The 22,526-nt window shown below is 63.5% G+C and carries 20 protein-coding genes and 1 pseudogene; 14 read left to right on the top strand and 7 right to left on the bottom strand.

All coding sequences use genetic code 11. The features are described 5' to 3' along the window. Positions 1–77: 77 nt before the first annotated feature. From ABRP17_RS04580 to ABRP17_RS04555, 6 genes are all read left to right on the top strand, one after another. Positions 78–494, top strand: a complete 417-nt coding sequence (locus tag ABRP17_RS04580) for a BLUF domain-containing protein (RefSeq protein ID WP_349984948.1) — start codon at positions 78–80, stop codon at positions 492–494. A 93-nt stretch (positions 495–587) separates the two neighbouring features. Beyond that, positions 588–1,379, top strand: coding sequence for a hypothetical protein (locus ABRP17_RS04575; RefSeq protein ID WP_349984947.1), 792 nt, complete (start codon positions 588–590; stop codon positions 1,377–1,379). A 169-nt stretch (positions 1,380–1,548) separates the two neighbouring features. Continuing rightward, complete coding sequence (locus tag ABRP17_RS04570; protein WP_349984946.1) at positions 1,549–2,457, top strand: glycoside hydrolase family 43 protein; 909 nt, start codon at positions 1,549–1,551, stop codon at positions 2,455–2,457. A gap of 129 nt (positions 2,458–2,586) precedes the next feature. Next, entirely contained in the window at positions 2,587–2,967 is a 381-nt protein-coding gene (locus ABRP17_RS04565) for a YbjQ family protein (protein ID WP_349984945.1), read from the top strand. Positions 2,968–3,079: 112 nt separating this feature from the next. Beyond that, the gene (locus tag ABRP17_RS04560; protein ID WP_349984944.1) at positions 3,080–3,466 is read left to right on the top strand and encodes a GNAT family N-acetyltransferase; all 387 of its coding nucleotides are present in this window, start codon (positions 3,080–3,082) and stop codon (positions 3,464–3,466) included. A gap of 197 nt (positions 3,467–3,663) precedes the next feature. Further along, the gene (locus ABRP17_RS04555; protein WP_372486891.1) at positions 3,664–5,403 is read left to right on the top strand and encodes a hypothetical protein; all 1,740 of its coding nucleotides are present in this window, start codon (positions 3,664–3,666) and stop codon (positions 5,401–5,403) included. 28 nt (positions 5,404–5,431) lie between these two features. Here the strand turns inward: ABRP17_RS04555 and ABRP17_RS04550 are convergent, their stop codons facing one another. Continuing rightward, positions 5,432–8,782 (bottom strand): response regulator, encoded by a 3,351-nt coding sequence (locus tag ABRP17_RS04550; RefSeq protein ID WP_349984942.1) that lies wholly within the window; start codon positions 8,780–8,782, stop codon positions 5,432–5,434. On the opposite strand from ABRP17_RS04550, the gene ABRP17_RS04545 reads away from it, so the two are divergent. After that, positions 8,781–9,062 (top strand): hypothetical protein, encoded by a 282-nt coding sequence (locus tag ABRP17_RS04545; RefSeq protein ID WP_349984941.1) that lies wholly within the window; start codon positions 8,781–8,783, stop codon positions 9,060–9,062. The two genes, ABRP17_RS04550 and ABRP17_RS04545, sit on opposite strands and share 2 nt — an antisense overlap. Before the next feature lie 155 nt (positions 9,063–9,217). Next, entirely contained in the window at positions 9,218–9,973 is a 756-nt protein-coding gene (locus tag ABRP17_RS04540; protein WP_349984940.1) for a hypothetical protein, read from the top strand. 171 nt (positions 9,974–10,144) lie between these two features. Here ABRP17_RS04540 and ABRP17_RS04535 read toward each other — a convergent pair. Further along, a pseudogene (locus ABRP17_RS04535) lies at positions 10,145–10,797 on the bottom strand (IS30 family transposase); the annotation flags it as partial. Between ABRP17_RS04535 and ABRP17_RS04530 the strand changes: the two are divergent. After that, positions 10,708–11,829, top strand: coding sequence for a type II CAAX endopeptidase family protein (locus ABRP17_RS04530; RefSeq protein ID WP_349984939.1), 1,122 nt, complete (start codon positions 10,708–10,710; stop codon positions 11,827–11,829). The pseudogene ABRP17_RS04535 and the gene ABRP17_RS04530 overlap by 90 nt on opposite strands. 212 nt (positions 11,830–12,041) lie before the next feature. Here ABRP17_RS04530 and ABRP17_RS04525 read toward each other — a convergent pair whose 3' ends face one another. After that, positions 12,042–12,947: a LysR family transcriptional regulator gene (locus ABRP17_RS04525; RefSeq protein ID WP_188324817.1), complete on the bottom strand. Its 906-nt coding sequence runs from the start codon at positions 12,945–12,947 to the stop codon at positions 12,042–12,044. A gap of 140 nt (positions 12,948–13,087) precedes the next feature. Here ABRP17_RS04525 and ABRP17_RS04520 point away from each other — a divergent pair, with 140 nt between their 5' ends. Beyond that, the gene (locus tag ABRP17_RS04520) at positions 13,088–14,482 is read left to right on the top strand and encodes an amidohydrolase family protein (RefSeq protein WP_349984937.1); all 1,395 of its coding nucleotides are present in this window, start codon (positions 13,088–13,090) and stop codon (positions 14,480–14,482) included. Between the two features lie 8 nt (positions 14,483–14,490). Further along, positions 14,491–14,961 (top strand): DMT family transporter, encoded by a 471-nt coding sequence (locus ABRP17_RS04515; protein ID WP_349984936.1) that lies wholly within the window; start codon positions 14,491–14,493, stop codon positions 14,959–14,961. 318 nt (positions 14,962–15,279) lie between these two features. Here ABRP17_RS04515 and ABRP17_RS04510 read toward each other — a convergent pair whose 3' ends face one another. Beyond that, entirely contained in the window at positions 15,280–15,864 is a 585-nt protein-coding gene (locus ABRP17_RS04510; protein ID WP_349984935.1) for a helix-turn-helix domain-containing protein, read from the bottom strand. Positions 15,865–16,086: 222 nt separating this feature from the next. Between ABRP17_RS04510 and ABRP17_RS04505 the strand changes: the two genes are divergently transcribed. Next, complete coding sequence (locus ABRP17_RS04505; RefSeq protein ID WP_372486890.1) at positions 16,087–17,226, top strand: MFS transporter; 1,140 nt, start codon at positions 16,087–16,089, stop codon at positions 17,224–17,226. Between the two features lie 32 nt (positions 17,227–17,258). Next, the gene (locus ABRP17_RS04500) at positions 17,259–18,461 is read left to right on the top strand and encodes an MFS transporter (protein ID WP_349984933.1); all 1,203 of its coding nucleotides are present in this window, start codon (positions 17,259–17,261) and stop codon (positions 18,459–18,461) included. A 187-nt stretch (positions 18,462–18,648) separates the two neighbouring features. Here the strand turns inward: ABRP17_RS04500 and ABRP17_RS04495 are convergent, their stop codons facing one another. Then, a complete protein-coding gene (locus ABRP17_RS04495) occupies positions 18,649–19,032 on the bottom strand; it encodes a nuclear transport factor 2 family protein (RefSeq protein ID WP_188324811.1) in 384 nt (127 codons plus the stop codon). A 52-nt stretch (positions 19,033–19,084) separates the two neighbouring features. Beyond that, complete coding sequence (locus ABRP17_RS04490; protein WP_349984932.1) at positions 19,085–20,188, bottom strand: alkene reductase; 1,104 nt, start codon at positions 20,186–20,188, stop codon at positions 19,085–19,087. Positions 20,189–20,395: 207 nt separating this feature from the next. Here ABRP17_RS04490 and ABRP17_RS04485 point away from each other — a divergent pair, with 207 nt between their 5' ends. Then, positions 20,396–21,253: a LysR family transcriptional regulator gene (locus ABRP17_RS04485; protein WP_372486889.1), complete on the top strand. Its 858-nt coding sequence runs from the start codon at positions 20,396–20,398 to the stop codon at positions 21,251–21,253. A gap of 127 nt (positions 21,254–21,380) precedes the next feature. Here ABRP17_RS04485 and ABRP17_RS04480 read toward each other — a convergent pair whose 3' ends face one another. Next, a complete protein-coding gene (locus ABRP17_RS04480) occupies positions 21,381–22,418 on the bottom strand; it encodes an alpha/beta hydrolase (RefSeq protein WP_349984930.1) in 1,038 nt (345 codons plus the stop codon). Positions 22,419–22,526 lie beyond the last annotated feature (108 nt).

Genomic DNA, 22,526 nt, shown 5'->3' with positions numbered 1-22,526 from the left:
TTCCATCAAAAATATGAATGCGTTCAGCTGATACGCTTTCGGCTTGGTTTAGGCCGCGCAGAAGCGCAAGGAGTTTCATGTCCTTGGAAGCTGTGGTGTACACAAGCCGGGTCAGCAAGCGTATCGACCCCCATGAGCTTCAGGCGCTGGTATCCGATGCCGAAGCATTCAACAGCGGTGCCGATGTCAGCAGCGTGTTGCTGTTCGACGGTGGGCGCTTCCTGCAGTATCTCGAAGGCCCTGCCAGGGGCCTCACCGATGCGTATGGACGCGTGCGGCAAGCCAGCCGCCATACGAACATCATCGAAGTCGCCAAAGGGGTGGCCGGAAATCGGCTGTTCCGCCACTGGCCGATCAAACGGTTCGATGTGGACAGCATGGTGCTGGGGTCCATCGCACGTGCTGACTGGTCCGGCTTCCTGCAGGGGCACCATCGTCCCGGTGCGGTGGATCACCTGCTCGATGTGGTGAGTCGCCGGCTGGATCCTGCATAAGGGTTATCCACCCTCATCAGCCTGCACGACATTGACCCGACTCCATGGGCGTGCGATAGAAACGCATGACGTGGGTTACCAACGGAGTTTGGAATGAGTGCAGGGACGATGGCCCTCAGAGGGTATTGGTTGCTGGGGACGCTAGCCGTGGCCGTCGCGATATGGGGCGTGCTCTTCAAGCGCGATGCGGCAACTGAGAAAGTCGATACGACACATGCGATGTCGGCCAGTGAAGCTTCAGCGGGCGTGTCAGCGGATGCTGGACACGTGCAGACCGCTGGCACCTCAACGCTACCGCTGGCAGGTGAGACGCAGCCGGGCGTGCACGGTTGGGTCCAGGGCTATCCGTGGGATCCGGCGCGGCCCGGAATTGCGATCAGTGAGGCGGACGCAGCGTGGCTGGACAGCCACGGTTTTCCGAGCGTGGATGTGGAGATGCGCCTGCGTGGCCTGCCACTGCCGACGCTGCAGGATCTGGCCAACAACGGAAATGAGCCTGCCAAGGCAATCTATGCGTACCGCATCGCGCGGCAGGGCGCACCACGCGCTCAGGTGCTTGAACTGCTTGAGAGCAGTGCCATGGCAGGTTCCGTCTATGCATTGAAGACCGCAGGCGATATCCACATGCTGGTGGAGGGGTATCAAGATCCCGCGATGGCAAACGCGTACTACATGTTGCAGGCACGGGCGGGCGATCAGGCGGGCTTTGCACAAGGCACCCTCATCGACTATCACCTCGCCCCCGAACAACGTTTTCGCGCGCGCGTGCTCGAGCAGGGGCTGTGGGATCGCCTCGCGCTCTCCGAGCACGCCGATTCTCCGGCCAGGCCAGGCTATGACGAGTTTGTCGAAACTGTCTTCGCGGCACCGGGCGAAGGCCCTTGATGCAGCGCACCGTGCATTCCGCCTAGATCGATCTAATACTGAAGCCATCAATCCGGTTTGGGGAGGGCAGGGCATGGCGCTGGGCAGGAAACTGATCGCTGTGGCAATGGCAGCAACCCTATCGTTCGGCGCGCTCGCAGCGCCTGCGGGTCAAGACAGCACGAACGCGATGTCTGGCAATCCCATCCTGCCCGGCTGGTACGCCGATCCAGAAGCCGCGGTGTTCGACAATACCTATTGGATCTATCCCACCACCTCGCGCCCCTACGCGGAACAGGTGTTCTTCGATGCGTTTTCCTCGCCGGACCTGGTGACCTGGACCAAGCATTCCGCCGTATTGAAGATTGAAGCCATCAGCTGGGCCAAAGAGGCGCTGTGGGCACCGTCGGTGGTGGAAAAGGACGGCAAGTACTATTTCTTCTTTTCCGCCAATGACATCAAGAACGATGACGAAGTCGGCGGCATCGGGGTCGCCGTGGCGGACAAGCCCGAGGGCCCGTTTCGCGACCATCTGGGCAAGCCGCTGATCAGTACCTTCCATAACGGCGCGCAACCGATCGATCAGTTCGTCTTCAAGGATGACGATGGTACGTGGCACCTGATTTATGGCGGCTGGAAACACGCCAACATCGTGCGCTTGAAGGACGATTTCAGTGGTCTGCAGCCGTTGCCGGATGGGACGCTGTACAAGGAAATAACGCCCGCGCCGGAATACGTGGAGGGCTCGCTGATGTTCAAGCGCGATGGACGCTATTACTACATGTGGTCCGAAGGCGGATGGGGGGAGCCGGACTATGCGGTGGCCTACGCCATCGCCGATACACCCACCGGTCCGTTCAAGCGAATCGGCACGATCCTGCAGCAGGATCCGGCCATCGCCACCAGCGCCGGCCACCACTCGGTGATCCATGCGCCGGGCAGCGAAGACTGGTACATCGTCTACCACCGCCGCCCGTTGGGTGAGACCAGCCGCCACCACCGCGCGACCGCAATCGAGCGCATGTCGTTCGACGCGCAGGGGCACATCCTGCCGGTGAAGATCACGCACGAAGGGGTCAAGGCACATCCGCTGAAGTGACAGGATGGACAGGGCGCTGGCGTGGGCGGTCGAGCGCACAGGGTGAGCGGCGTGGCGGGCGTGGCGCGTTCAGTCCACTATGCCGATCGACCCTTCTGCTTTCCCACCTGACCACAGGCAACCGCCACCATGGCCGATCCGTACAACAGCGCAGCGCGTCCTTCCACCGGCCACCTGCTGGCTGATTCCATGGTCACCACCGCGCTGGAGCTGCCGGGCTTCCGCGTGGTGCGTAACCTCGGCGTGGTGCGCGGCATCACCGTGCGCTCGCGCTCCATCGTCGGCAACTTCCTGGGCGGCATCCAGACCCTGTTCGGCGGCAACATCACCATCTATACCGAACTGTGCGAGCAGGCCCGCGAAGAAACGTACCGGGACATGGTCAAGCACGCGCGCGTCCTGGGCGGTAATGCGGTGATCGCCATGCGCTACGACGCCACCGACATCATGACCGGGCTGACCGAGGTGCTGTGCTATGGCACGGCCGTGGTGGTGGAGCCCAGTCGCTGACAGGCCATGCGGGCCTCTGGAACGGGGCTGGAGGTGCGGGCGGCTTGGGCACCCATCAGGCCGCCACGTGAGATGATCCGAGCAACCTCGCTGCAGCGGAGAATGCGTACACATGGACGTCCGCTACACGAGCACGACAGAGGGAATCGACTGGGACGCGCTTGCCTACCTGTTGAGCCGGGCAGGGCTGGGAAATCGACCTCCTGCAGTGCTCGAATCCCTCTTCCGGCAGAGCCAGGTCACGGTGTTTGCATACGACGACGGCCAGTTGGTCGGAGCGGCGCGCGCGCTGTCCGATTACACGCTCTGGTCCGTTGTTTTTGATGTCGCCGTAGATCCCGCATGCCAAGGCAAGGGCATCGGTGCAGCGCTCGTCAAACGCATTCTGCAGTTGGCGGGCACGCCGAATGCCATGCTGAAGTCGAATCCGGGCAAGGAGCGGTTCTACGAAATGCTGGGATTCGAGATCATGCCGCTCGGGATGGAGCGCAGGTCGTGATGTTGTCTTCAGGACAGGCGCTGCCGCCGTAACCAGCGCGCCGCCTCTGCTTCCGGCGTTGCCCCTTTGAGTGCTTGTGCGCGCGCATGCTGCAACCCATTCCGTCCTTGGCAGAGCGCTCAGTCTACTGCCGTCGCGGCTCCTCTTGCTGCAGCTCCGGCGAGTGGAGGATGCGATGAAAGCCGTGCCGGACGTCCATGTCAGCGCGGCTGCCAGCGCACCGGATGCGGCTGAGGCCTGCGTTGCTACACTTCCGCGTTGTCAGTGATTTCAGGGAAGCAGTGCAAATGGATGTAGTGCGACATTTTCTCAGCACCGCGATGATGGTGGTGCTGGCGGTTGTTGGTGTAACGCCGGCATTGGCAGCGCAGCACAGCCTTGAAGGGCCGGCGGTGTACTACGTCAGCTATACGATCAGCAGTGAGGCCGCCGACGAGGGTGAGGTCTCCAACATCGGCTATTACCGCGCAGACCTGCACGCGTCGCGTCGCGGATCTGCGCAGCTGGAGCTGGCTCCCCTCTGGACGCGGCAGGTCGACGCGTCGGGCGTGATGCGTTATCTGCTGGATCTGCAACCAGGCACGGACGACGAAGTTCTCGATGTACTGACCGACGGGTTTGCTGCGCCGCTGACCAAAGAAGGTGAGCCGGGACCGCTGCGTCCGATGGACCAGAACGCCTGGTCGGTGCTGACGAAGGCATCACCCGACGAGGCAGGCGCGTTGCTGGCAACGTATCAGGCACCCGGCCTGCGGCCGGTGCTGCTGCCTGCGTCGGTGGCCGTCGGTGACCGCATCAGCGGCTGGCAACGTATCGAGCCCTACGGCAACCTGAAGACCACGCTGCGCGTCATCGAGGTGACGGACACGGCGGTGTTGATGGGCATGACACTCGACGGCGCGCGCGGCGACGGGCGAATGGTCGTGCAGCGCGTTGATGGCATGCCGATTGAGCTGCGCATGGACGTAAACCTTCCGGGCAGCAAGGGACAGCCGGCGACCCGGCATCGTGTCCATCTGGCCGACATGCGCCATGACCTGATGCTGCAGATGGCAGACGAGGTGGAGAGCTACGTCAGCTATGTCGAACAGATCAATCAGCAGCTTGCCAGGCCGCCCTTCAGCGCGCCGTCCCCGGCGTCGTCTGCGTATACCCACCATCCCGCGCCATTGGGTGCGCTGGAGGACTACATGGTCGGTGCGGAGGTACTTCCTGCACTGGCGCCGCACATGGGGTCGCTGTGGATCCCTGCAGAGACCGGCAGCGGACGGTGGTTGGCCATCGGTGCGCGCATGCCTGCCACCACGCCTGCAGGCGGGCGTCGAAGCGCGCACGAGCCCATGCTGATGTCGCGGCTGCATACCGTTGAGCTGTTGGACGCACAGGCGGCACCGATCATCGGCCTTGAAGCCCAGCCTGTTGCGCGGACCTTGTTCTTGTCAGAGAGGTACTCGGCGGCACAGAACGAGCTGAGCTTCCCGTTCCACCTGCCGCTCGGTGCGTCGCGCGCGCTGTTGGGGCAGGTGGAAGCCGTACGCATGTCGGTGGATGCCGAGGTCTACGCCTTCGACACGTCGGAGACCCTCGAGGCAGGCGCGCTTGCTACACGCAATCCCGATGCAACGCTGCTGAGGCCCTCTGCCCACCGTGTGACGCTGGTGCAGGGACGGCAGACCTGGAAACAGAAGACGGGGCTGTACACGGTGGTCGTGCCACTCGATGCGGACGGCAACGTGATGCCATCCGAACAGATATCGGTCGCTCCGCTGAAAGCCGCGCAGCCCACGCGGATCGCCGAGCTGCCCTTGGCCTGGGAGAACAGCACGTTGCCCATCCGCACTGAAATCGCGACGCCCCGGCCGATTGCCCGACTGCAGGTGCGGCACTACCGGTGGACGTCGATCCCGGTCCAGTGGACCTTCCCGATGTATCCCTGATGGCTGGGATGGACGTGCGTTAGCCGGGTCAGGCCGTCAGCCAGACCCGGATCAACGACACCAGCTTGTCCACGTCCAGCGGCTTGGCCACGTAGTCGTTCGCACCCGCCTGGATGCATTGCTGCTGGTCGTCGGGCATCGCCTTGGCGGTCAGGGCGATGATCGGCAATGTGTCGAAGCGCCCGTCCTGGCGTATCTCGCGACTCGCGGTCAGGCCATCCTTGACCGGCATCATGATGTCCATCAGCACCAGTTCAATGGGGGCAGGACCGGTGACGGCAGCGGTCAGGACATCGATGGCCTCCTGACCGTTGCGCGCGATGGTGACCTTGCAACCGTGTGGCTCGAGCACGTTCATCAGTGCATAGATGTTGCGGACGTCATCCTCCACGATCAACACGCGGCGCCCTTCCAATGCAGTGTCCCGGTGCTGCGCGGTGCGGAGCATGCCCTGTTTGGATTCGGGCAACTCGCTGACCACCTGGTGCAGGAACAGCGTCACCTCATCGAGCAGACGTTCGGGTGAGCGCGCGCCCTTGATGATGATGGAGCGGGAGTAGCGGCCCAAGCGCACTTCTTCGGCGGTCGATAGCACCCTGCCGGTATAGACGATGATCGGGGGCAGGGCCTCTGCGCTCTGCGCGCTGAGCATCTCCAGCAACTCGAATCCAGACGCATCGGAGAGCGTCAGGTCCAGCACCATGCAGTCGAAGGAATGTTCGCCCAGCGCTTGGAGGCACTCTGCCGCCGAACGCGCACCGATCGTTTGCACATCCGCCAAGGCCAGCAGCTCGCGCACGGCATCCAGCTGGACGGCGTCATCTTCAACCACCAGTACCAGGCGCGGACGCAGCGAAAGGCGGCGCTCTAGAGACAGGAGCACATCGGCGAGCTCATCGCGGGTGGCAGGCTTGCCGAGGAAGCCCACTGCGCCCAGCGACAGCGCCTTGCGCGAATGATCCAGCGCGGACACCACGTGGATGGGGATATGCCGCGTGTGCATATCGCGCTTGAGCACGTCCAGCACGGACAGACCCGATTGGTCGGGCAGGCCGACGTCCAGCACGATGGCATGCGGCAGCTCTGCGCGCGCAGCCGCCAACGCTTCGCCTGCCGTCTGCGCCACGCGCGCGCGGAAGCCCATCTCGGTCGCCAGGTCGCTGACGATCTGCCCGAAGGCGATGTCGTCCTCGACGATCAGGATCAAGCCGCGCTCGGTGCTGTCGGCTCTGTTGCCTCCGCCGCTGGTCGGACGCGGCTCCGGTGTCGCCGCCGGGGCGTTGGCAACGTACGTGGCGCGAGCGGATGCTGCGGCCGTGACCGCTACGGAGACAGCAGGGCGCGCTGCGGTCGCCAACCGGGTCGCAACGACCAGCCGGAAGCAGCTGCCCTTGCCCGGCTCGCTCTCCACGGTGATGTCGCCGCCCAACAGACGTGCAAGCTCCTGCGAAATGGAAAGCCCCAGGCCCGTTCCGCCGTAGCGACGGCTGATCGATCCATCAGCCTGCTGGAATGCCTCGAAGATGCGCGCCTGCTGCTGGGGTGCGATGCCGATGCCGGTGTCGGTCACTGAGAACACGATGTGGCCATCGCCGCTGGCCGAAGCGGAGACCGTGACGCCGCCCTGTTCGGTGAACTTCAAGGCATTGGACAGCAGGTTCTTGAGGATCTGCTCGATGCGCTGGCGATCGGATTCGATCACCGGCGGGCAGTCGGCTGTCATCAGCACGTCCAGCGACAGGCCCTTCTCACTGGCCACAGGGCCGAGCAGGGCCGCAATGCCGGACAGCAGCTTCTCCACGCCGAAGCGCTCGGCATGCACCTCGATGTGGCCGGCCTCGATCTTGGATAGATCGAGGATTTCGTTGATGAGGACGAGCAGGTCCGTGCCGGAAGAATGGATGGTCCGCGCGAACTTCACCTGCTCTGCGGTGAGGTTGCCATCGCGGTTGTCGCCCAGCAGCTTGGACAGAATGAGCGCGGAGTTGAGTGGCGTGCGCAGCTCGTGCGACATGTTGGCCAGGAACTCCGACTTGTACTGGCTGGCACGCTGCACCTTGTGCGACTCGGCAAGGATGGCGGCGTTGGCGCGTGCGAGTTTGTCGCGCTCTTCCTCGAGTTGTTGTGACTGGTCGAACAGCTGGCTGTTGGTCTGCTCCAGCTCGGCCTGCTGTTCCTCCAGCTCGTGCTGGCTGCCACGCAGGGCACGGCTCTGCTCCTCCAGTTCCTCGTTGGAAACTTTCAGCTCCTCGCTCTGCACCTGCAGCGCTTCGGTCTGCCGCTGCGTCTGCGCCAACAGCTCGGAGAGCCTTGCCCGGTAGGCCGCTGACCGCAAGGCGACCGCCATGTCGGCGGAGGCCAGTTCAAGCAGTTCGACGACCTCTGTCGGTACCGCTCCGAAGAAGCCCAGCTCGATGACCCCGCTCACCTCGCCCTCGTGGATGCTGGGAGCGATGACCAGGTGGCGCGGCTGCGCCTGCCCAAGACCCGAGCCCACCGTGAAGTAGCCCGGCGGCACATCCGATACCACCAGGACGCGTTTCTCATCCACCGCACGACCGAGCAGGCTGCCGCGGTCACGCTGCACGTTGGCGCCGTCGGGGGAGGACGCGGCGCCCACCGCGCCGATCTGGCGGAAGCCCGTGGTTGCCGGTTCGAACAGCATGCCGGCCTCTGCGCCGGTGAAGCGCGTCAGGAAGCCGAGGCTGGCGCGTGCCAGTGCGACGCTGTCCAGGTCGCCACCGGTGGCGGTGGCCAGCTCCAGCCGGCCCCGCTGCAGCCAAGCATCGCGCTCGCGTGCCCGCGTATGGCGGCGGAGCAGGAAGGCGATGAAGATCGTCAGCACAATGCCCAGCACGGCGCTTGCCGCACCGGAGCTCAGCGCTGCGCTGTAGGCAGATTCCATCTCTTCCAATCGCCGGGCGCGCTTGTCCAGTTCGACTGCGCCCATGGCGGCCAAGCGCGCACGGATGTCATCCATGGCCGCCTTGCCGCGGTTGGAGCCGACCACGGCGAGCGTGGGCTCCAGCCCCTGCGTGCGCCGCACTTCGATCGTCTCGTGCAGTTCGTCCAGCTTGTCCTGCACCCTGCGGGCCAACAACTTGAGCCGGTCCCGTTGCGCCGGGTCATCGGCCAAGGCTTCCTTTACCGCCTCCAATCGCGTGCTGGCCACACCCAATGCGGCCCGGTAAGGCTCGAGGTAGTTGTCATCGCCGGTGAGCAGATAGCCGCGTTGGCCGGTTTCGGCATCCTGCACCGACGAGAGGACATCCGCCAAAGCGGTCATCGTCTCCTGGGAGCGGATCACCAGCGCGCTGCCCTCGCGGATGGTGTGGATGTTCTTGACCGCCAGGAACCCGCTGGCGAGGAAGAACACCATGACCGCCAACAGCGGCCACAGCGTGCGGGAGGCAGTTCCGGTCTGGATGGCTGCGCGGGGTTTGGGCGAGGAGGGCATGGCGTGGCAAGGGGCGGCGGATGCAACCGTTCAGATTAGCATGGTGGGGTGGGTGACCGGTGGCTGGGTTGGGGCGGGGTTGTCGGGCTGGGTTTGCGGTGCGGTTGTTTGCTGGGTGGTGGCGGGGGATAAACGCATGGTGCGATCAGGGTATGTGGGACTGGTCAGCGGAACCATGCTCGCGGACCTGGATCAGAAATGATCGGGCCGACGCATTCTTTTGTGGTTGCAGTGGCCGCTTTTGGCCAGAAGCGGACACTCGGTGAGGTTCGTCGGCCACGCCCTGGCAGCCGAGCGCCAAGCAGCAACAGTGCATATACTTCGCCTCAACCATGATCCAGCTTGGATTACAGCCCCATGCGTTTCACTGCATCCGCCGGTTCTATTGTCGTCTTACTGACCATGTCGTCCGCTGTCCCGGTATCTGCGGCGGAAACTGACATTTTCGGCATCAAGTTAGGGGCGCCACTAACGCTGCCCGTTTGCGAACTATCCTTACCCGCTCCAGCTGCCCGGAAGAGCAACACCGGATTGGGGGCGAGGGCGTTCAACAAGCTGACGGCCCCGCCGCCGGAGCCGCTGAAGGCCACGCCACCTGCAACGGGCTTGTGCGTCGCGCCAGGCACGACAAACATGGCCGTAGGCAATACCGAGTTCGGGCCAGGCGAGTACGGTTACCTGGTCTTTGCCACGGCTGAGGCCCCGGCGTGGGTGGCGCCCATCGGCATGGCGATCGGCGCGGGCGCAGGTGACGCTTTCTCTCTGGAAGGTGCGGGCGGCCTGGTTTTGCTGCACAACGGGCGGGTGATTGCCTTGCGCTTCAACACCTCGGGGTTCGAGGCGGAGCCGCGCGTGATGGAGCTGCTCAAGCGCAAGTTCGGTTCGCCCGGTTCGCAGAGGGCCGTGACCTGGAACAACGACTTGGGCGGCAGTCGCGATTCGATTTCTGCGCAATGGCGCAAGCCCGATTTCTTTGCGGATTATTCTTCGGTCGTGCAAGCGCAGGCTATGCGAGCACAAGGGCTGTCGGGCGGGATCGGATTCCTCAACATCGGCAATGATCTAGGGCAGCAAGTGCTGCAACCTGCTGCTAGCAAAGAAGCGGAATTCTAAAGAACCGACGACCTGGCGGGAGGCAGTGGTTAGATCCCGCATTGAGTCCTTGGGAGGAACGCTCTTGTGGGCGAAGGAGATGACCTGACGATGTCCGGTTCTGGCCGAAAGTGGACGTTCGGCGAGGACGGAGGCGCCGACCGCTGGTAATGTCCGCTTTCGACGGCGGTTTCAACTGGTCAATGCAACAGCTTGTTGATATCGCTCGATCGGTGTCTGGAAGTCCAGGGTCTTGCGTGGCCTCTCGTTTAGTTGCCTGGCCACGCTGTTGAGCTTGGCTTGGGAGAAGCTCGACAGATCAACGCCTTTCGGGAAGTACTGACACAGCAGCCCGTTCGTGTTTTCGTTCGAGCCGCGCTGCCAAGGATGCTGCGGGTCGCAGAAGTAGACCTGGATGTCCGTGGCGAGGCTGGTGCGGCCGTGGTCCGCCGTCTTCTGGGTGCGGTGGCGCGACCGGCGGATCGCGCGTGTCCGCCGCAAATGCGCCAGCAGCTCCTTTTCCGGGCACCGCGCGACTGGATGACGAGCGTGCGATAGATCGTCTCGTGTGAGACCTGGCAGCTCGGATCGTCCGGGTAAGTCCGCTTGAGCCAGCCAGCGATCTGTTCGGGCGACCACTGCTGCTGCAGCTTGTCCGATACCCGTCTCGCCAGCGTGGGATGCAGCGCCAGCTTACGAGCCTTGGAGCGGTGTGCCTGGTCCCAGGCCGCTCGGTCGGCATGGCTCGCCCGGTAGTGGTCGATGCCTCCGTAGCGCCCGATCTCCCGGCTGATCGTGCACGGAGCGCGGCCCAGCATCGACACCACGGGCGACGACTCAGCGCCATTTCGTCGGCGATCCGGGTGATTCATCGGCGGCGTCTGTGGCTTGGTCGCAAACGGGTTGCTACGCCCCCCGCGCGGATGGCAACTTGCAGCGGCGATGACGTCGACATGGAGCCCCGCATGACCCCCGTTGCCCTGTATTCGCCCGATCCGGCGCGCGGCTGGCTGCCCTGGGCTTGGCTGACGCCGATCCTGATGATCCTGTTCAACGCGGTACCGGTGATCGCGCTGGACGGGTGGATGCAGTCGCAGCATTGGTCGACGCCGCGCGGCGATCCGATCGGCCTCGCTGGCTTGTATGCGCTGCTGTGGATCGGCGTCGCGCCGACGCTGGCGGCCGTGCTCGCCTGGGTACGCTTCGTCGAAGGGCGCTCGCTGGCGAGTATCGGGTTGACCGGTCCGGCGCCGCTGAAAACCTTCCTGCGCGGACTGGCCTTTGGAATCGGCACGATCGCGCTGGTCGTAGTCGCGATCTGGATGGCGGGCGGCATGCAGGCGGCGGGCTTGGGGCAGGCTTGGCGGTCGCCCGTCAGTCTGCTGCACATCGGTCTGCTCCTATTGAGTTTCATATTCCAGGCGAGCGTGGAGGAAGTCATCTTCCGCGGCTGGATGCTGTCGGTGGTGGCGCGCAAGACCAATGTCGCGGTGGCAGTGCTGCTGGTGTCGCTCGTTTTCTGCTTCCTGCATTTCAGTCCGCACCAGCCGCCCCGGGTCATGCTCGGCACGTTCCTGTTCTCGCTGTTCGCCTGCGCCTGGGCGCTGCGGACCGGCAATATCTGGGGCGTGATGGGCTGGCACGCGGGGTGGAACTGGTTGCTCGCGACCGGCTTCGAACTGCCCGTCACCGGCATCGATGCGCACTTGCCGGCGCTGCTGGTGGCGCTGCGCCCGCAAGGCCTCGACACCCTGACCGGTGGCGCGCATGGGCCGGAAGGCAGTTACCTGTGCAGCGTCTTCTTCGTCGCCGCGATCGCGTGGATCCAGTGGCGAAAGACGCGCGGAGCTCAGAACTTCTCGCCGACCAGCAGGTAACGCCACTGCCCGGGCGGCATCGCCCCGTCCGGGCCCTCGCCGATCGGATGCTGGTTCGCGCCGTACCGGCGACAACCAAGCAATGGAGCGTCTGCTAGCGCTCGGTGGGCCGATCAACGCTCCGCTACGGGGTTTCTCGGTATCGACCGACCCGCGGCCGGGCCCTTGCTGATCGGGAAGGCCTTGCGTGCTCTGACGGCTGAGTTCGCGATCTATGCCTTCTCGCTCTTGGCGGAGAAAAGCGCTGTAGCCCAAGCGGTGAATGTTTGGACGATGGGCGATCCATAGCGGTGATGCGGATACAGGATCGAAACCGGCACCGACGGCGGACGCCACTGCTGCAGCACCTCGACCAAGCTGCCATCGCGCAACTGCTTCTCGACCAGTACGCGTTGCAACTGTGCCAAGCCGTATCCCTGCATGCACAGCTTGATGTAGAGCTCGGTCTCATTCACGGCAACCGAGCCGTCAATGGCTACCACCCGTCGCTTCCCATCGACAGAGAAGAGCAGGTTGCCGCCGCCCCTCGAACCAGGGGAGAAATGGTGGACCGCGCGGTGGCCGGCGAGGTCTTCAAGTGATTGCGGGACGCCATATCTCTCCAGATAGCTTGGCGCGACGCAGGTGATCCAACTGAAGTTTCCCAGCGGCCGGGCCACGAGGCTGGAGTCTTCCAGCGGCCCAGTCCGGATCACGCAGTCCACGCCTTCCTGGACGAGGTCCACCGGTCGGTCACCCACGCCGATCATCAGATAGATCTCGGGATACTGGCGGCGGAAACTTTCCAGATTCGGAAGGATCACCGAGTGCGCGATGCCGCCCGGCATGTCGATCCTCAACCGCCCCCGCAGGTCCTTTGGCGCGGGCTTCAGGCCGGTCTCCGCCTGTTCGATCAGGTTGAGGATCTCGCGGCACTGGGCGTAGTAGCGTTCGCCGTCCGAGGTGGGGCTGACGCTGCGCGTTGTCCGGTTGAGCAGGCGGACGCGCAGGTGCTTTTCCAGGCCCTTGATCAGACCGGTGACGGTGGAGGGAGGCAGGGAGAGGGCCTCGGCGGCACGCACGAAGCTCTTGGCTTCCACCACGCGCACGTAGACCTGCATTGCGAGGATTCGATCCATTTCGCTCACCCCCCTTGGGCTGACGGCACGTTCGATCCAGATTATGCCGATTTTACAAATAATAAAACCGGTAAAAGCGGCTTTTTCGCACGGAAGGACGGCAATAGAGTGCCTGCATTCCAGAAGCCGAGCCTTCCTCAATGAGCACCTACTCGCGAGACATCCTTCAGCATTCCGCATCTACTGCCGAAAAGACGCTTATCCGAGGCGCAACCATCATCAGCATGGACCCGGACGTGGGCAACCTTGTGCGGGGGAACATCCTGGTCACGGGACGCACCATCACTGCCGTTGGGGAACACGTGAGCGCAGAGGACGCCGTTATCATCGACGCCAACGACATGATCGCCATTCCGGGCATGGTGGACTCCCACCGCCACGCCTGGGAGGGGCAGCTGCGACGGATCAACTCCAACGCCGAGACGCTGGAGCACTACTCCAACGCCACACATTTCTCGTTTGCCAAGCATTACCGGCCGCAGGACATGTATGTGGGCACCCTGCTGTCCGCGCTGGGGGCGATTGATGCGGGCATCACCACGGTGATCGACAATTCCCACAACAGCCGCACTGCCGCGCACTCCGACGCGGCAGTCGACGCGCTGCTCGATGCCGGTATCCGTGCGCTGCATGCATCAGGTGCGCCGGTTTCTGGCACCTGGGACCACGCACACTGGCCGGGCAATCTTGAGCGCCTGCAGGAAAAGTACTTCAAGGACCCGGCCAACGAGTTGGTCACACTGGCCACCATGGCCAACATCGAGCCGGAGCTCTGGGCCGAGGCGCGCCGGCTGGGCATCCCGATCGTCACCGAGTTCTTCGGTGAACAGATGGGCGCCCAGCTCCCCGAGCTGCATGCCCAAGGCCTGCTTGGACCGGACAACATCTTCAACCACTGCACCTGTCTTAAGGATGAGGGCTGGGAAATTCTTCGCGATGCCGGTGTGCACATCAATGTCTGCCCGCGCTCGGACGCGCACTACGGCATCGAAGATGGCATGTTTGCCTGGGATGCGGCGGTCCGGCATGGGCTGCGCCCTGGTTTCAGCGTCGACAACGAGACGTCCTACAGCGGCGACATGTTCATGGAAATGCGCGTGGCCTATTACCTGGAGCGCGTGCTGCGTGTCAACGCCCGCCCGCCACGTACTGCTGGCACAAAGCAGGACCCGCTGAATTCCCACCGCCTGCTCGAGGCCGCCACGCTCGATGGTGCGGCTTGCGCAGGGCTACAGGACAAGATCGGCAGCCTGAAGCCTGGCAAGCAGGCAGACATCGTGCTGTTCCGCACCGGCGACATCAATCTGTATCCATCCAACAATGCGTTCGGAACGGTGGTGCACGCCGCTGAGCGCAGCAACATCGACACGGTGATGGTCGGTGGCCGCGCGCTGAAGCGGGGTGGCGAGATGTGCGGCCTGGATCTGACCAAGCTGCGCGCTGCGGTGGACGAATCCTGCGAGCACCTGTTCTCGGCAGCCGGCTACGAGCCGGACGTGTTCGGCACGTCCTTCCCCGCACTCGCCCCGAACTGAGGACCACCATGAACAGCTTCGGCGTTTGGGCCTTTCCGTTGGCGATGGTTGCGGGAATGGCCGTCACATTGCAGACAACGCTCAATGGACAGTTGTCGAAAGGCCTGGGTGGCGACCCTGTCGCAGCCGCCATGTTCTCATTCATGGTGGGTCTGTTGTCGCTCACCATCATCGGCCTTGTGCGGGGTGATACGTTGAGCCTGCTTGCAGGCATCCCCGCGCAGCCGGCCTGGGTGCTGCTGGGAGGTGTGATGGGCGCATTCGCATTGCTCAGCAACGTAATCCTAGTACCCCGCATTGGCATGGTCGCGCTGGTGGGGCTGGTCATCGCTGGGCAGCTGCTTTCCTCACTCGCCATCGACCATTTTGCGTTACTGGGTTCTGCCCATCGCCCTGTTTCCATCATCAAGCTTGCAGGTGCGCTGATCATGATGATGGGGCTTGCCATCTCTCTGTTCGGAGAGCGTTGTCAAGATTGATTGCGTGACGGCGAGATGGCCGACGCAGGAATGCATCGAGGGGCAAGCCTATAGTCCGCGCTTTCAGACCTTGCCTTGGCCGCCGGAGCGGACCCACCAATGTGAGCTATCTCCGTCGCCAAAGCGCCGCGTATTTCAGACGCTGGATAGCGTGAGTGCTCTCTTCTGAGTCAACGCACGGATATCAGCGAACGTCGCGGTACAGCGCCGCCATCCTGCCGGTGGACTCTACCCAGCCATCGTTGTCGAGCAGTCGCTGCAGCATCTCGGCACCTGCGCCCGCTCATCGTTGCAGCCATGCCAGGACACAACCCAATCCTAGCCAACCTTCAGCCCCCTCAACAACAGATCGAGCGCTGCCTTCGCCTGCACCAGACGCACGTTTCCGTCATCGCCTTCCGCGATCCAGAACGCAGCCTCGGCGAGGCTGCCGTAGATCAGTGAGGCCAGCGCCAGTGCATCCACCTTTGCAATCACGCCGCGCTCGATGAGCCCTTCGATGAGCCGTTGCATCGACGTCACGCAGTAGCGCTGCGAATCCGGTGAGGCACCGCCCAGCACGGCACGTGCATCGCGCAACACGATGCGCTGGATGTCCGGCTCCAGCGCCATGTCCAGGTACGCGCCGCAGCGCTGACGGAAGCCTTCCCACGGGTCGGCCATCTGATCGCTGATCGCCTGCAGACGTGCGTCGGTCTCTGCATCGATCTGGTCGACCACCGCTGCCAGCAGGCCACGCTTGTCCCCGAAGTGGTGGTACAGCGCGCCACGCGTGAGCCCTGCTTGGGCCGTCAGGTCATCCATGGAGGTCGCGGCATAGCCGTGTTCGCCGAACACCCGTCGGGCGGTGGAAATCAGGCTGGCACGGGTCTGTTCCATCTCTGCACGGGTGCGGCGAACCATCGGAGCTCCTGGTGGTGGGCATGCATGATCGTTTACATACGGGGCGTATGAATGTAGCCTCTTATTCATACGCACTGTATGTATTGTCATGTCCAAGCCTGCCTGAGGCAAGCGTGGACCCTTCTGGAGAACCCAATGGCAACGCCTTACCGCGAGCTCTTCGACACGACCGGCACCCGCGCCCTCGCTTTGGCCGGGCTGATTGCACGCGTACCACTGCCGATGACCGGCATCGGCATCATCACCCTGCTGTCCGCCGTAAAAGGAAGCTATGCGCTTGCAGGCGCGGTGTCGGCGGTGTTCGTTTTCACCTATGCCGTTGTGTCACCGCAGGTCTCGCGGCTGGTCGATTGGCACGGACAGGGCAGGGTGCTTCCCCTTGCCACGGCCATCAGCATCGGCGGGCTGCTGCTCCTTGCCGTCAGCACCTTCGCGCAGGCGCCGAACTGGGTGCTGTTTGCCGGCGCCCTGCTTGCGGGGTGCATGCCCAGCGTCTCGGCGATGGTCCGCGCACGTTGGACCACGCTGCACCGGGGTCGTCCCCAGTTGCAGACCGCGTTCGCTTTGGAAACGGTGTTCGATGAGCTCAGCTTCATTGCCGGCCCGCCCATCGCGGTTGCGCTGTCGATCGGGCTGCTGCCGCAGGCGGGTGTGCTGGCGGCGGCTGTGCTGCTGGCTGTCGGAGTAGCCGCGCTGGTGGTGCAGCGGGGCACCGAGCCTGCCGTGGAAAACAACGCCCTGGCACGGGGTAGACAGCGGTCGATGATCGCCTTGCCAGGTGCGCGCTGGCTGGTCCTGCTGATGCTGGCAATGGGCCTCATTGTCGGCACCATCGACATCACCAGTGTTGCATTCACTGCATCCCTTGGCCAACCCGCCGCAGCCAGCCTCGTTCTTTCCGCATACGCCCTCGGTTCCTGCGCGGCAGGATTGCTGTTCGGCGCGCGGGTGTTTCCGTTTCCCCTGCATCGGCTGCTCTTGTGGGGCGGCGTCGCCACAGCGCTCACCACGCTCCCGCTGCTGTACGTCGCGGCTGTCGTTCCGCTGGCACTGGCGGTACTGGTGGCCGGTTTGTTCTTCGCGCCAACCATGATCGTCGCCATGTCATTGGTTGAACGGCAGGTGCCCGCGCATCGCGTCACCGAGGGCATGACCTGGCTGCTGTCCGGCCTGAATGTCGGCGTGGCGGCAGGCGCTGCCTCCTCGGGTCAGGCGGTGGATCGCATGGGCCCTTCGGCTGGGTTCGTGGTTGCGCTCGGCGCGGGCGGCCTCGTGCTAATCAGTGCCCTGATGGCCAGCCGCGCACTTGCGCGCTTGGATCGTGTTGAACCCATCGCGCGAACCGTCACCGATGCCGGTTGATATCGACTCCTGTCTCGTTAGAGGTCACTCCCATGCCCACCCCCTCGTCGGCGGCCGCCCAGCCGCTCGCGCGTCATCCTTGGCTGGCCGTTTCGGCCGTAGGCCTGTCCACGTTTTCCGTCGTCACCACCGAGATGTTGCCGGTGGGATTGTTGACTCCCATTGCTGACGCACTGGGCATCAGTGCCGGCGACGCTGGCTGGCTGATCTCGCTGCCCGCACTGCTGGCGGCAGTGTGTGCACCGTTGCTCGTCATTGCCGCCGGCACGCTTGACCGCCGACTGATCCTGCGCGCACTGCTGGCGTTGCTGGTGGTGGCCAACCTTGCATCGGCGCTGGCACCAGGCATCGGATCGATGCTCGCGGCGCGGGCGCTGGTGGGCCTGTGCATGGGCGGCGTGTGGGCCATCGCGGGCGGGCTGGCTGCACGTCTGGTGGCTGCACACCGTGTCGGGCTGGCGACCTCGATCATCTTTGGCGGCGTGGCGGCGGCGTCTGTGCTGGGTGTCCCGCTGGGCACGATGATCGGCGAAGCGCTCGGCTGGCGCGCCGTATTCTTCGCGATGTCGGCGTTCAGTGCATTGGTGTTGCTGCTGCATCTGGGCGTCATGCCCGCACTACCCGTAGCGCTGGGTACGACTGCGCGGCTGTTTCTGCAGCAACTGGGCAACCGTGCCTTGCAGGTGGGGCTGCTGCTGACTTTGCTGCTGGTGTCCAGCCACTTCGTGGTGTTTACCTTCGTGCGTCCCTTGCTTGCGGCCTGGTCCGGCATCGATGCACGCTGGATGGGCGCGTTGCTGTTCGCCTACGGCGTCGCAGGGATTGCCGGCAACTTCGTCATGGGCCCACTCGCTGCGCGTCGTACGTGGCCGGCAGGTGTAGCCCTCTCGGTCGGGCTGCTGTTGACGCCCTTGCTGCTGTTGTCCGTTGGTACGTCCTTTGGGGGCGCTATCGTCGTGCTGGTGGTGTGGGGACTGACGTATGGAGGCGTGTCGGTGGGTCTGATGACCTGGATGATGAAAGCCGTGCCCCGTGCGATGGAGGTTGCCGGATCGTTGTATGTGGGCGTGTTCAACATCGGTATTGCGGCCGGAGCCTGGGCAGGAGGCTGGTGGTTGGATCGCACCGGGATCCAAGGGAATCTGTGGATTGCGGCAGCGCTGTCACTGGCCGCACTGATCCTCTGCCTGATTGCGCGCTGCCTACCGCGCGCGGTGCCGTGGGTGCGGGGGTAATCGTCTTGGGCGTGGGAGCGTCGTAAAGAATGGGGTCATCAAATCTGAGTTGGTTGAGCAGCCACGCTTACATCGGAAGAAGTTCCTGACTGTGCGTGCTTGGCGCCAGCGCGCTCAAGGAGTCGGCGGCATGCGCCGACTGCTTGAGGCACCTACGAGGGTATGGAGTTGCCGTGCGGACGCGCGGTCAAGGTGCCGCGTGGGTCTGAAACACTTTGCTGATGACCAGCCACTTGCCATCGATCTTCAGCAGGTGGAAGAAGTCAGTGAACGAGAGGCCCGACATTCCATTGGCATCAATGCGGGCGCTGGCCGCTGTGCCGACGATTTCGATTCGGGTGACTTCCGCCTCAGCGTCAGGAGAGGGGTGGAAGTGCGTGTCGATACCTTCAAACAGCACCGTGATGGCGCCACCCGACAGCTTGCCCTCGGGGTCGATGCTGTACATCGTTGCTTGCGGGGCGAATGCAGGCTTCATGATGCTGCTCTGGCCCTGCCTGCAGCCCGCGATGTACTGGTTCAGTACCTCCGCGATGGCGCGGTAATCCTGGACGTAGGTTGATTCGGTCATGACTGCTCCTTGATTGAGGTGTGGGGTTGAGGCCGTTCGGTACGCTTTCGCGTCAGTTGGCGAGCGTCGGCCAGTCGGTGTAGCCCTTCTCACCATTTCCGTAGTACGTATCGCGCGGCGCGTCGGCGAGCTCGGCCCCTTCTTTCAATCGACGCACGAGATCCGGATTCGCGATGAACGGGCGGCCAAATGCCACCGCATCGATCTTGCCTTCTTCCCGACGCTTCACTGCCAACGCCAGGTCGTAGTTGTTGTTGCCGATATAGGGGCCGCTGAAGAGGGCGCGCAGTGCGTCTAGATCAACGTCTTCCGGCACCACGCGAGAGTTTGCCGTGGCGCCTTCCACAAAGTGCAGGTAGGCCAGTTGGAATCGGTTGAGCTGCTCGATCAGGTAGCCGTACGTCTTCATCACCTGGCTGTCCAGAGGCGTGTTGCCTGCATCAGGCGTCACCGGCGAAATCCGGATGCCGACCCGGTCGTGACCCCAGACCTCAACCACTGCAGCCGTGACCTCCAGCGTCAGTCGGCTGCGATTCTCGATGGTGCCACCGTACGCGTCGTCACGTTGATTGGTGGAGTCGCGCAGGAACTGGTCAAGCAGGTAGCTGTTGGCCGAATGCACTTCCACACCATCGAAGCCGGCGCGCTTTGCGCATTCGGCGGCATGCCGATACTGCTGGATGATGCCCGGAATCTCGGACGTCTCCAGCGCCCGGGGTGGCGAGACATCGAGCATTCCCTTCGCGGTAAACGTCTGCCCTTCTGCCCGGATCGCCGACGGTGCGACCGGCTGGGCTCCATCCGGCTGCAGGTCCACGTGGGAGAAACGCCCCACATGCCACAGTTGGCAGACGATCAGGCCACCGGCCGCGTGTACTGCGTCGGTTACTACTTTCCAGCCGGCCACCTGTTCTTCCGACCAGATACCGGGCGTCAGGTCGTAGCCCCGCCCCTGAGCGGAGATGTTGGTGGCTTCACTGATGAGCAAGCCGGCGCTGGCCCGCTGTGCGTAGTACCGCGCATGCATCTCGTTCGGCACACCATCCGCGCCCATGCGGCTTCGCGTCAGCGGCGCCATGACGATCCGGTTCGCCAGCTTCAGCGCGCCGAAGGCTGCCGGAGAGAAGAGATCACTGGGAGAGGTGCTGGGCATCATCGCTGTTCCTTTCGGCAACCGGGTTGCCTGCTGAATTCATTTGATTTCAGGAGTATGCGAGCGTGCGATAATGACGTGAATAGACACAACGGGACATACGGTATGGACCATAAGTTCACAATCCGGTCTGCAGCGCAGGGTGACAGTGCGGCAAATGCTCACTCTGCTCCCCCGGTGTATCTGCAAGGACTCCTGACGTTCGAGTCAGTGGCCCGACATCTGAACTTCTCCAAGGCGGCAGGCGAACTGGGCGTTACCCCGACTGCGGTGTCCCGCACCATCAAAACCCTTGAGGCGCAGTTGAATGTCCGGCTCTTCAACCGGACCACGCGCAGCGTCAGCTTGACCGAAGCGGGGGCGTCACTCAGCTCCACGTTGTCACCCGCGCTTGCGCTGATCAGGACCTCTTTGTCAGAGACGCTGCAGGCAACCGATCAGCCCTCCGGCACCGTGCGGGTCAACTCTTCCTACGTGGCCTACCGGACGTTGATCGAGCCGCATCTTCCCGAGTTCCTCGCCAGATTTCCCTTGATCCACGTCGAGATATCACTGGACAACGTGCTTGGCGACATCGTCGGTAGTGGCTATGACATCGGCATCCGCATGGGAAAAAGAGTGCAGAACGATATGGTTGCCAAACAGCTCGGGGCTGCGCAGAAACGGATCGTGGTGGCTGCGCCAGAGTACTTTCAGGAGCGGACGGAGCCCAGGACGATTGACGATCTGCTGCAGCATGACTGCATACGACAGCGCTACTCCGGGGGAGGACGATGGTTCGACTGGAAGTTCGATGCCGATGGGCAGACCGTCCAGATCGAAGTTCATGGACGCCTCCTCTTCGATGAAATGAAGTCTGTCGTGGATGCCGCCGTCCAGGGCCAGGGCATCGGCTTCGTGTTTGAGGATTTTGCGAAGCAGGAGCTGGAGGGCGGCCGATTGCAGCGAGTCCTGCAAAAGCACAGTGGAATGGACGACGCGTTCCATCTGTACTACCCACATCGAACGCATATGCCAGGCAAGCTTCGTGCATTCATCGATTTCATGACGGACAAGAATGCAGCGTAGCGAGCCGGGTCGAGCTGCTCAAGGGCGATACCTGCAGCTCGCGTGCCACGACGGCTACATCGCCCTGATCAGGAAGGTAAAGTCCCCCGCATCGATGCCACTGTGCACTTCAACTTTGTACGCAGCCTCAGGTGCCTGCAAGCGTTTGGGTGAAGAACGCCACCAGCTTGTCGAATGGAATCAGATCCACGCGATCATACAGATCCACGTGCCCTGCGCCGGGTACCAGGTAGAGCTCCTTTGGCTGTCCGGCGAGCGCGTAGGCCTGCTGGCTGAACTCCAGCGAATGCGCCTTGTCACCGGCGATGAACAATAGGGGGCGCGGCGAGATGGTCTCGATGTCAGTGAACGGATAGAAGTTCATGAAGCGCACCTCGCTGGTCAGCATGCGGTTCTGCGTGGTTTCCAGCGTACGGCCCTGCGGAATCGAGATGCCGCGCGGCGTGCGGTAGAACGCCCAGAACTCCCGCGTCACCGGATCGGCGTCGGCCGGCAGTTTCACGGGCAGATAGTCGAGGAATACGCCCTGGCCCGTGGTGAACTCCGCATAGCGCTGCTCCGCTGCTTTCGCCAACAGATCCTTGCGCTGCTGCAGCGATACCGAATTCCCCAGGCCGTGGCGTGTCACCGCGCCCATGTCGTACATGCTCACCGTGGCGATGGCACGCAGGCGTGGATCCAGTTTCGCGGCGCTGATGGCAAAGCTGCCGCTGCCACAGATGCCGAGCACGCCGATCCGGCTGCGGTCGACGAAATCGCGGGTCCCCAGATAGTCCACGGCCGCGCTGAAGGCTTCGCTGTACATCTCCGGCGCCACCAGATTACGCGGCTCGCCGGCACTCTCGCCCCAGAAGGGCAGGTCGATGGCCAAGGTCACGAATCCGTGTTCTGCCAGTTTCTGCGCGTACAGCAGGGAGCTCTGTTCTTTGACCGCACCCATCGGGTGGCCCACGATCACCGCGGGCAAGTTGCCGGTGGTCGCAGCTGGATACGTGGGGCGCACGAGGCTGCCCACAACCTCCATGTGGTACTGATTCTTGAAGCTCACTTTCTCGATGGTGACGTCGTCGCTTCGGTAGAAATTGTCTGCGCCGGTCGGCATGGTGGCTCCCATCGCGGTGAATGTGCTGGCGGTGAGCGCCAGCAACAGGGCAAGGTGTTTCATCGGGTCTACTCGGTAAGAGGGCAGGGCGGCGTCGCACAGGAATGGCGCAGTCCACGGTAGCCGCCCGCAATGCCCCTGATTAGCCGGTGCATTGTTGAAGGGTTACTG

The sequence above is a fragment of the Stenotrophomonas sp. WHRI 8082 genome, from assembly GCF_040223995.2.
Classification (GTDB): Bacteria; Pseudomonadota; Gammaproteobacteria; order Xanthomonadales; family Xanthomonadaceae; genus Stenotrophomonas.
The sequence above is the reverse complement of the archived record's forward strand: the minus strand, read 5'-3'. Positions and strand labels throughout refer to the sequence as shown.

Bases quoted from the DNA above. Each gene is read 5' to 3' on its own strand.
- ABRP17_RS04580 (WP_349984948.1), top strand. From the start codon at position 78: ATGTCCTTGGAAGCTGTGGTGTACACAAGCCGGGTCAGCAAGCGTATC.
- ABRP17_RS04575 (WP_349984947.1), top strand. From the start codon at position 588: ATGAGTGCAGGGACGATGGCCCTCAGAGGGTATTGGTTGCTGGGGACG.
- ABRP17_RS04570 (WP_349984946.1), top strand. From the start codon at position 1,549: ATGTCTGGCAATCCCATCCTGCCCGGCTGGTACGCCGATCCAGAAGCC.
- ABRP17_RS04565 (WP_349984945.1), top strand. From the start codon at position 2,587: ATGGCCGATCCGTACAACAGCGCAGCGCGTCCTTCCACCGGCCACCTG.
- ABRP17_RS04560 (WP_349984944.1), top strand. From the start codon at position 3,080: ATGGACGTCCGCTACACGAGCACGACAGAGGGAATCGACTGGGACGCG.
- ABRP17_RS04555 (WP_372486891.1), top strand. From the start codon at position 3,664: ATGTCAGCGCGGCTGCCAGCGCACCGGATGCGGCTGAGGCCTGCGTTG.
- ABRP17_RS04545 (WP_349984941.1), top strand. From the start codon at position 8,781: ATGACCGCCAACAGCGGCCACAGCGTGCGGGAGGCAGTTCCGGTCTGG.
- ABRP17_RS04550 (WP_349984942.1), bottom strand. From the start codon at position 8,782: ATGGTGTTCTTCCTCGCCAGCGGGTTCCTGGCGGTCAAGAACATCCAC.
- ABRP17_RS04540 (WP_349984940.1), top strand. From the start codon at position 9,218: ATGCGTTTCACTGCATCCGCCGGTTCTATTGTCGTCTTACTGACCATG.
- ABRP17_RS04525 (WP_188324817.1), bottom strand. From the start codon at position 12,947: ATGGATCGAATCCTCGCAATGCAGGTCTACGTGCGCGTGGTGGAAGCC.
- ABRP17_RS04520 (WP_349984937.1), top strand. From the start codon at position 13,088: ATGAGCACCTACTCGCGAGACATCCTTCAGCATTCCGCATCTACTGCC.
- ABRP17_RS04515 (WP_349984936.1), top strand. From the start codon at position 14,491: ATGAACAGCTTCGGCGTTTGGGCCTTTCCGTTGGCGATGGTTGCGGGA.
- ABRP17_RS04510 (WP_349984935.1), bottom strand. From the start codon at position 15,864: ATGGTTCGCCGCACCCGTGCAGAGATGGAACAGACCCGTGCCAGCCTG.
- ABRP17_RS04505 (WP_372486890.1), top strand. From the start codon at position 16,087: ATGACCGGCATCGGCATCATCACCCTGCTGTCCGCCGTAAAAGGAAGC.
- ABRP17_RS04500 (WP_349984933.1), top strand. From the start codon at position 17,259: ATGCCCACCCCCTCGTCGGCGGCCGCCCAGCCGCTCGCGCGTCATCCT.
- ABRP17_RS04495 (WP_188324811.1), bottom strand. From the start codon at position 19,032: ATGACCGAATCAACCTACGTCCAGGATTACCGCGCCATCGCGGAGGTA.
- ABRP17_RS04490 (WP_349984932.1), bottom strand. From the start codon at position 20,188: ATGATGCCCAGCACCTCTCCCAGTGATCTCTTCTCTCCGGCAGCCTTC.
- ABRP17_RS04480 (WP_349984930.1), bottom strand. From the start codon at position 22,418: ATGAAACACCTTGCCCTGTTGCTGGCGCTCACCGCCAGCACATTCACC.